Genomic DNA, 6,943 nt, shown 5'->3' with positions numbered 1-6,943 from the left:
TTATCCAAAGGCTCACTAAGAGCGTTGCGGTAGTCATGTCGGTCTCATTTCTTCGGTGATTGAACGGGCGGAGTTTGTTGGAACAAATTTAAACTGACAAACCGGATGAAATTTTCCGCTTTTTACTGAAATGTTAATGGGCGCAAAATGATTGTCAAGGCTTGACGGAAGGGAGTTTATGAGCTGAACAGATGGCCTGCATAAGTTCGCAAGCTTGTTTGGGATGGATTGAATTGCAAAGAATGCTTGAAATCGGCGCGGAATAGTGGAATACTTCAACTCCGTGGGGAAAATAGAGCCATGTTCAAATCCATAAAACGCAAGTTGTTCTGGTTTGCCCTCGCGCTGGGCCTGACGGTCAACCTGGTGGTCGGCGCCAAGATCGCCTCGCAGAACGGCAAAAGCGAGGATTCCGCCGAGGTCGCCTTTGAAAAGATGCAGCTCCTGGCGGAAGTGCTCCTGCAAATCCGGCGCAGTTACGTTGACGAGGATAAGACCCAGTACAAGGACCTGCTCTACGGCGCCCTGAAGGGCATGCTGCAGTCGCTGGACCCGCACAGCCAGTTCATGGAGCCCGCCACTTTTGAGGACATGAAAAACGACACGGCCGGCGAGTTCGGCGGACTCGGCATCGTGATCGGCATGCGGGACGGCATCCTGACCGTCATCGCTCCCATGGAAGACACGCCCGCTTACCGGGCGGGCATAATGCACGGTGATAAAATCATTGCGATTGACGGCGAATCAACGGAAAATCTCAATCTCCAGGAAGCGGTCAAGAAAATGCGCGGAGAGCCGGGGACCAAGGTGAAAATTAAAATCCTGCGCGCCAAGCCCCAGGAAATCAAGGAGCTGGAAATAGTGCGGGCCGTTATCAAGGTGGAAAGCGTCAAGGGCGTGAAAATGGCCGCCGACCGCATCGGCTATATCCGTATCATCCAGTTCAACGAGCCGACCGCGGGCGCCCTGCAAAAGGCGCTGGAAAGCCTGCTGGAGCAGGGGATGCAGGCGCTGATCCTGGATTTGCGCAATAATCCCGGGGGATTGCTCAGTTCGGCCATTGAAGTTTCGCAGAAGTTTCTAAAGGGCGGTGAAAAAATAGTTTCCACGAGGGGCCGCCCCGGCGCGGGGGTCCAGAACCAGTACGCTTCGCGCGGAAAATATCATTACACCGATTTTCCGATTGTCATTCTCATCAACGGCGGCAGCGCCAGCGCCTCGGAAATAGTCGCCGGCGCTCTTCAGGATTACAAACGGGCCATCCTGGTCGGCGAAAAAACGTTCGGCAAGGGTTCGGTCCAGAGCGTTTTGTCGCTGGATGACGGATCCGCCATCCGCCTGACCACCGCAAAATACTATACCCCCAACGAACGCATGATCCATGACAAGGGCATTGAGCCGGATGTTTATATCCCCATGTCGCCGGAACAGTGGCAGAAGGTGCTCATCAAACGCTCGCGCGACGAGCTTGGCGATATCAGCGGAGACGAGGCCGGGCTTGATCTCTCCGGCGCGGTTGACGTCCAGTTGGAGCGCGCCATTGACATTCTGAAGGCCATTCGGAGCTTCCAGGTAAAACGTCGTTAACCTGGTTCGCGGGACAGGACACGGCCGCCGTTCCCGGTGTAACGCAAGACGGCGCTAATGTCCGGCGGATGCCGCCATGCGCCGGAGGCGTTCCTGAAACAAGATACAAAATGCGCTTCATGCGATACGCCATATGAACGTCCTAGGCCTTGAGACCTCCTGCGATGAAACCGCCGCCGCGATTGTAAGCGGCGGGCGCAGCGTGCGTTCCAACGTCATCTTCAGCCAGGCCGGTTTGCACCGGCCTTACGGCGGGGTTGTTCCCGAAGTCGCATCCCGCAATCATCTTGAGTATTTTCCCGTCATTATTACAAAAGCTCTGGCGAAGGCCGGGTGCGGCTGGAAACAAATTGACGCGGTTGCGGCCACTTACGGGCCCGGCCTGTCCGGCTCATTGCTGGTCGGGATGTCGGCCGGCCGGGCGCTGGCCCTGCGGCTTGGAATTCCTTTTATCGCCGTAAACCACCTGGAGGCCCACCTTTATGCGCCCTTTTTGACGGCCAATGTGCCGGATATGGAACGCCTCGCGCCGTTCGTGGTTTTGATTGTCTCCGGCGGACACACCTGCCTCGTGCGGGTGGAGGGCAGTGGAAATTACCGCCTGCTCGGCACAACTTGCGATGACGCCGCCGGCGAGGCATTTGATAAAGGGGCAAAATTGCTTGGACTCGGCTACCCCGGCGGCCCGGAAATAAACCGGCTGGCCCGGGGCGGCCGCGTTGACGCCGTTGCTTTTCCCCGCGGCCGCCTTTCCGCCTCCGCCGCGTTCGGCGGTTTGTCCGGGGACATGTGTTTCAGCTTCAGCGGGCTTAAGACGGCCCTTATGTATTTTCTAAGGACGCAGGCGCGGGAAAAGAGGATTTTTCCATTGAAAGATATTGCCGCCAGTTATCAGGAGGCTATAATTGATGCGTTGTGTGAGCGCCTTTTTCTGGCAGTGCGGCGCGAGGAAGCGAAATGCGCGGTGGTGGCGGGGGGGGTGGCGCTCAATACGAGGTTGAGAGAGAAATTGTCGGATGTGGGAAAATCTGCGGATCTGCGGATTATTTTTGCCGAGCCGCAGTATTGCATGGACAATGCGGCCATGGTCGCCGGCCTGGCGGGGGCCGGATCGGGCGTTGCCGGCGACGCGGCCTGGACAATTGATGTGTCTCCGAATTTAATGATCGGCAACTGACCAATGGAAGGAAAAACCCTATGGATGCAAAACTGAAGTGGGGCGTGATCGGATCCGGCGGGATTGCCCGGCGCAGGACCATCCCGGAAGGGATTGCGGCCGCGCGCAACGCGGAATTGACGGCGGTTTATGACGTCAACGAGCAGCTCAACCGGCAAGTATCCGAACAGTTCCTCTGCCGGGCCGCCGCTTCCCTTGAAGAACTGCTGAAAGAGGATGTCCAGGTGGTTTATATCGCCACCCCGGCCGCTTTGCACCATGGCCATGTTCTCCGGGCGGCCCGGGCCGGCAAGCACATTCTGTGCGAAAAACCGCTCGGCATGAACATCAAGGAGGCCAGGGAAATGATTTCCGCGTGCAAAAAAGCGAAAGTCAGGCTGGGCGCGGCGTTTATGATGCGTTTCCAGTCCCAGCACAAGGCGGCTTTACAGATGATTCAGGAGGGCAAGCTGGGCAAGATGGTGTATGGAAGGGCACAGTTTTCCTGCTGGTACCCGCCCATACCGGACGCCTGGCGTCAGAGCAAATCGCAGGGCGGGGGCGGCGCGCTCATTGACATGGGCGGCCATTGCATTGACCTGCTGGAAATGTTTTTTGGTCCCGCGAAAAGGGTGAGCTGCCTCATTAATAATTCCGTGCATTCCTATGAGACCGAGGACAGCGCCGTTGTCCTGCTTGAATTTGAAACCGGCGCCTTCGGGACCGTGGATGTTTTTTTCTGCGTCCCGGACAACAGCAGTAAAAACGCGCTGGAACTTTACGGATCCCAGGGGAGCATTTTGTGCAAAAACACAATCGGCCAGGAGCCGTCCGGGGAAATGACCGCTTTCCTTGCGGGGCGGTCCGCCGGATATGATGCCCGGCAGTCCCGCCGCCCGGATGACGGCGAGCCGATTGCCGCGGACTCGTTCAACACCTACCGGGCGGAAATTGAGGAGTTCAGCCAGGCCATTTTGGATAAGCGTCCCTGCCTTAACTCGGCCGAAATCGGCCTGCAGAGCCAGAAAGTGATCTCGGCCTGTTATAAATCGGCCGCCACCGGCCGGGCCGTCAAGGTTTAACCCGCGAAAGCAGGGGATATATCTGCGAAAGATCGCGATTCATCACGACCAGCAGTCTATCCCAGCCATGAATGGCTGATCGCGGTTCGCGTTCAAGCCGGCCGCCTGTCGTATTCGTTGAACGGCGACAGAGGTAAATACGGCCAATCTTTTAAGCCCGATCGACGGTTTCAAAAAAATAATTGTTGACAAGTTTCCAAAATGTTATATATTCTGTATAGATGAATAACAGTTCAGGATAGATAAATAATTGGATGGGTAAATATGGCAAATAGCAATCTAATTCAATCGGTACAGAGATGCCTGGATATTCTTATTGAGGTGGGTGGTCATGACAGGGGGATTACGCTGCGCGACCTAGCTGTACACATGAAACTTAAAACCCCCACGACTCATAATCTTGTCCGCACTCTGAAATCAAAGGGTTTTATTCAGCAGCAGCCCGGCGCGCGATACGTTCTTGGCCCGGCGCTTTTTGAATTAACTTTTCAGCACCAGGAATCTCTCCTGACAGCGAAAGCTGAAAAAACAGTCCGGTCTTTGTTTCATGATATGAACCAAAAAGCGACCATAACTTTTACGGAAGTAATCGGAGGCGAAATCCAAACCAGTCTGCGCATGAGTCCTGACCAGCCGGCCATCGTGCAGAAACCGAGGCGGCAGATTTTGAATCCCTATGCGAGCGCAACCGCGGTTATTTTTCATGCCTATGCGTCTGAAGAGGAAAAAAGCGTTCTCCAGGAACGTTATCCGTTTCAGGAATACGCCGGAATGCTCGCGCCCGCGCCCGGCCGGTTTGCCGATTTAGTGAAGCAGACGCGTGAGCAAGGCTATGCCGTGGCCCATATTGCAGGACAAAACAGATTTGCCGTTGCCGCCCCGGCGCTGAGCCAGTCGCATGAACTGCTGGCGATCCTCGGCCTGAGCTTGTTTAATCCGGATGGACGAAAAATAAAAGAAGCGGACAAGCCGCCGGCGATTGAAAAATTATTGGCAGCCGTTGAAAGCCTTTCATGCTTCTGGGTTTCATTGCCAGGGAATCGTTCGGAAAACAGCGCCAGACAATCGCGGAAACGCCGCAACAATTAGTTTCACGCAAAAATAATTACGCATCAAGGCAAAATATTGCTGAAAGGATCATAAAATGAGACATATGAGGTTATTCGGTTCCACTATTGCGTTTGCCGTATTTTCTGTCATGGCGGCTTTATCCTGTATTGCGCAGGATGCCGGCGCATCGGCCGATAAGGTGTGTTTTTTCCAGATGGGGCATGAGAAAGCGCCGTTTTTTGAGGATGCCATCCATATAACTCAGAACAGCCTGTACAATGACAAAACCGGTTATGGTTGGGTGCATAAAGGCAGTCGCGGCGAAGGGCAAGAGAATCTTGTCGCCAGATTTCATCAGCCGGATTGCGCATCCGTTCGTGACAGTATTGCGAGTTACTGCGTTTTCTGGCGGGGGGGGGAAGAGCCGTTAATATTTAGAATGGCTATTCCTGACGGCGAATACAGGATATGGATATATTCACGGCTGCGGACTACTAGGTTTTTTGAAATTGCGCCATTTGAAATAAGCGCCGGGAGCGCCAGTAAAAGCGGAAATGCTGATGAGCTTAAAAATTTCAAGGAACGCTTTTATGAAGGCATTCAGGATTCTTACGAATATACCCCGGAATGGACGGTGGAGACTATGTGGGAAAAATATATCAAAAAACAGAGTGTTTCCATCTACAGCCTTGAAGGAAAATCCGTCAACGGACAGCTCGATATTTGTTTCAAAATGGCCTGCCGATTGCCTGAAATGGAAGAAACCGGCCAACCACGCTCTATCCTGCCTGTAAACGCCATAGTCATTTGCCCGATGTCAAAGGCGGAGGCGGGCGCCAAGAAGGTGGAAGAGATTGCCGCCAAAAGACGCGCGGAATATCTCAAAAACGCAAGGCTAGCGAAGGGGAGCGGCGAAGAAAAAATGCAGGAAATTCCGGAGGAATACGAGGCGGCGGGTTATGTCCCGTTTGTGCGCGATTTCATGAAACCTGTTTATGCCGAATCAATGCCGGGCGCCGGCGAGATCGGCACAAACCTGAACATGATCATGACGCTGGGCCAGAGGGAGATCGTTTCGTTTGCGGTCCATCCCTTGAAAAACATAAAAAACGTCAAGGTGGAAATCGGCGAACTCAAGGATGACAAAGGAAATATTCTTGCCCGAGACTGCATGAGATTACATTGGATGCGTTATATGATTCAGCCCGTGGATTATCAGCATCGGACGGCGGAATGCCGGGGCGTTCCGCTTCTGATGATGGATTACAAACCGCTTGACTATATGAAAGGGATGAACCGGCAGTATATCCTTGCGGTTACAGCGCCGGAGCAGGCGGTTCCGGGGACATATAAGGGACAAATCGCCGTTACGCCTGAAAATGGAAAAACAATATCGCTTAATCTGGAAGTAAAGGTGTACCCGTTCAAACTTGAAACTTATCCGGACGATGACGAAAGAATATGGCTGTATTTTGGGGATCGAGGATATCAAATGGATCAAACAGCATCTGCGGATCAAGGCCTTTTATGGCACCTCGGAAAACGCCGTCAAAACCCAAATCTGGATCGCCATCTCCATCTATGTGCTGGTAGCCATTATCAAGAAACGTCTTCATCTGTCTTACAGCCTTTACACAATTTTACAGATTTTGGACATCGCACTTTTCGAAAAAATTCCCATTTTACAGGCTCTTTCTCAATAAAATGTCACAAAACTATCACCCCATGATGAAAATCAACTGTATTTTCAGGGCTTTTTAACCGGACACTAATGGCCAATAATATTGAATTAAATCCGCAGTTCGCGGGCAAGGACAGCGGTAATTTCCGGCTGGCGAACGATTCGCCCTGCGTCAATTCCGGAACAAATCAGGACTGGATGACGAACGCGGTTGATCTGGATGGCAGCCCGCGCATTCGTTACGGACGCGTTGACATGGGCGCTTATGAACGTATCCATCAGGGATCTGTCTACGGTGCGCGATAAATTCTGTCACGGGGCCGGGGATGGTACGGCCAACCCCTGTGAGGGCGGCGGGATTGATTTGCGCGGTTCGCAGAAATAGCA

6 protein-coding genes and 1 pseudogene are annotated in these 6,943 nt (G+C 53.4%); 6 read left to right on the top strand and 1 reads right to left on the bottom strand.

The genetic code is table 11. The annotated features are described in order from the left end of the window. Positions 1 to 300: 300 nt before the first annotated feature. From PHP98_00310 to PHP98_00295, 4 genes are all read left to right on the top strand, one after another. Complete coding sequence (locus PHP98_00310) at positions 301 to 1,587, top strand: S41 family peptidase (protein MDD5482082.1); 1,287 nt, start codon at positions 301 to 303, stop codon at positions 1,585 to 1,587. A 133-nt stretch (positions 1,588 to 1,720) separates the two neighbouring features. Next, complete coding sequence (tsaD, locus tag PHP98_00305; protein MDD5482081.1) at positions 1,721 to 2,764, top strand: tRNA (adenosine(37)-N6)-threonylcarbamoyltransferase complex transferase subunit TsaD; 1,044 nt, start codon at positions 1,721 to 1,723, stop codon at positions 2,762 to 2,764. Between the two features lie 20 nt (positions 2,765 to 2,784). Continuing rightward, positions 2,785 to 3,825, top strand: a complete 1,041-nt coding sequence (locus tag PHP98_00300) for a Gfo/Idh/MocA family oxidoreductase (GenBank protein MDD5482080.1) — start codon at positions 2,785 to 2,787, stop codon at positions 3,823 to 3,825. A 264-nt stretch (positions 3,826 to 4,089) separates the two neighbouring features. Further along, on the top strand, positions 4,090 to 4,914 hold the full coding sequence (locus PHP98_00295) for a helix-turn-helix domain-containing protein (protein ID MDD5482079.1): 825 nt from the start codon (positions 4,090 to 4,092) through the stop codon (positions 4,912 to 4,914). A 439-nt stretch (positions 4,915 to 5,353) separates the two neighbouring features. Here the strand turns inward: PHP98_00295 and PHP98_00290 are convergent, their stop codons facing one another. Continuing rightward, positions 5,354 to 5,647 (bottom strand): hypothetical protein, encoded by a 294-nt coding sequence (locus PHP98_00290; protein ID MDD5482078.1) that lies wholly within the window; start codon positions 5,645 to 5,647, stop codon positions 5,354 to 5,356. A gap of 718 nt (positions 5,648 to 6,365) precedes the next feature. On the opposite strand from PHP98_00290, the pseudogene PHP98_00285 reads away from it, so the two are divergent. Both PHP98_00285 and PHP98_00280 read left to right on the top strand, forming a co-directional pair. After that, positions 6,366 to 6,578, top strand: a pseudogene (locus tag PHP98_00285) (IS4 family transposase). A gap of 68 nt (positions 6,579 to 6,646) precedes the next feature. Continuing rightward, positions 6,647 to 6,862 (top strand): choice-of-anchor Q domain-containing protein, encoded by a 216-nt coding sequence (locus PHP98_00280; protein MDD5482077.1) that lies wholly within the window; start codon positions 6,647 to 6,649, stop codon positions 6,860 to 6,862. The last annotated feature ends 81 nt before the right edge of the window (positions 6,863 to 6,943 follow it).

It is taken from the genome of Kiritimatiellia bacterium (assembly GCA_028715905.1).
In the GTDB taxonomy this organism is placed as follows: domain Bacteria; phylum Verrucomicrobiota; class Kiritimatiellia; order JAAZAB01; family JAAZAB01; genus JAQUQV01.
The sequence above is the reverse complement of the archived record's forward strand: the minus strand, read 5'-3'. Positions and strand labels throughout refer to the sequence as shown.

Bases quoted from the DNA above. Each gene is read 5' to 3' on its own strand.
- PHP98_00310 (MDD5482082.1), top strand. From the start codon at position 301: ATGTTCAAATCCATAAAACGCAAGTTGTTCTGGTTTGCCCTCGCGCTG.
- tsaD (MDD5482081.1), top strand. From the start codon at position 1,721: ATGAACGTCCTAGGCCTTGAGACCTCCTGCGATGAAACCGCCGCCGCG.
- PHP98_00300 (MDD5482080.1), top strand. From the start codon at position 2,785: ATGGATGCAAAACTGAAGTGGGGCGTGATCGGATCCGGCGGGATTGCC.
- PHP98_00295 (MDD5482079.1), top strand. From the start codon at position 4,090: ATGGCAAATAGCAATCTAATTCAATCGGTACAGAGATGCCTGGATATT.
- PHP98_00280 (MDD5482077.1), top strand. From the start codon at position 6,647: ATGGCCAATAATATTGAATTAAATCCGCAGTTCGCGGGCAAGGACAGC.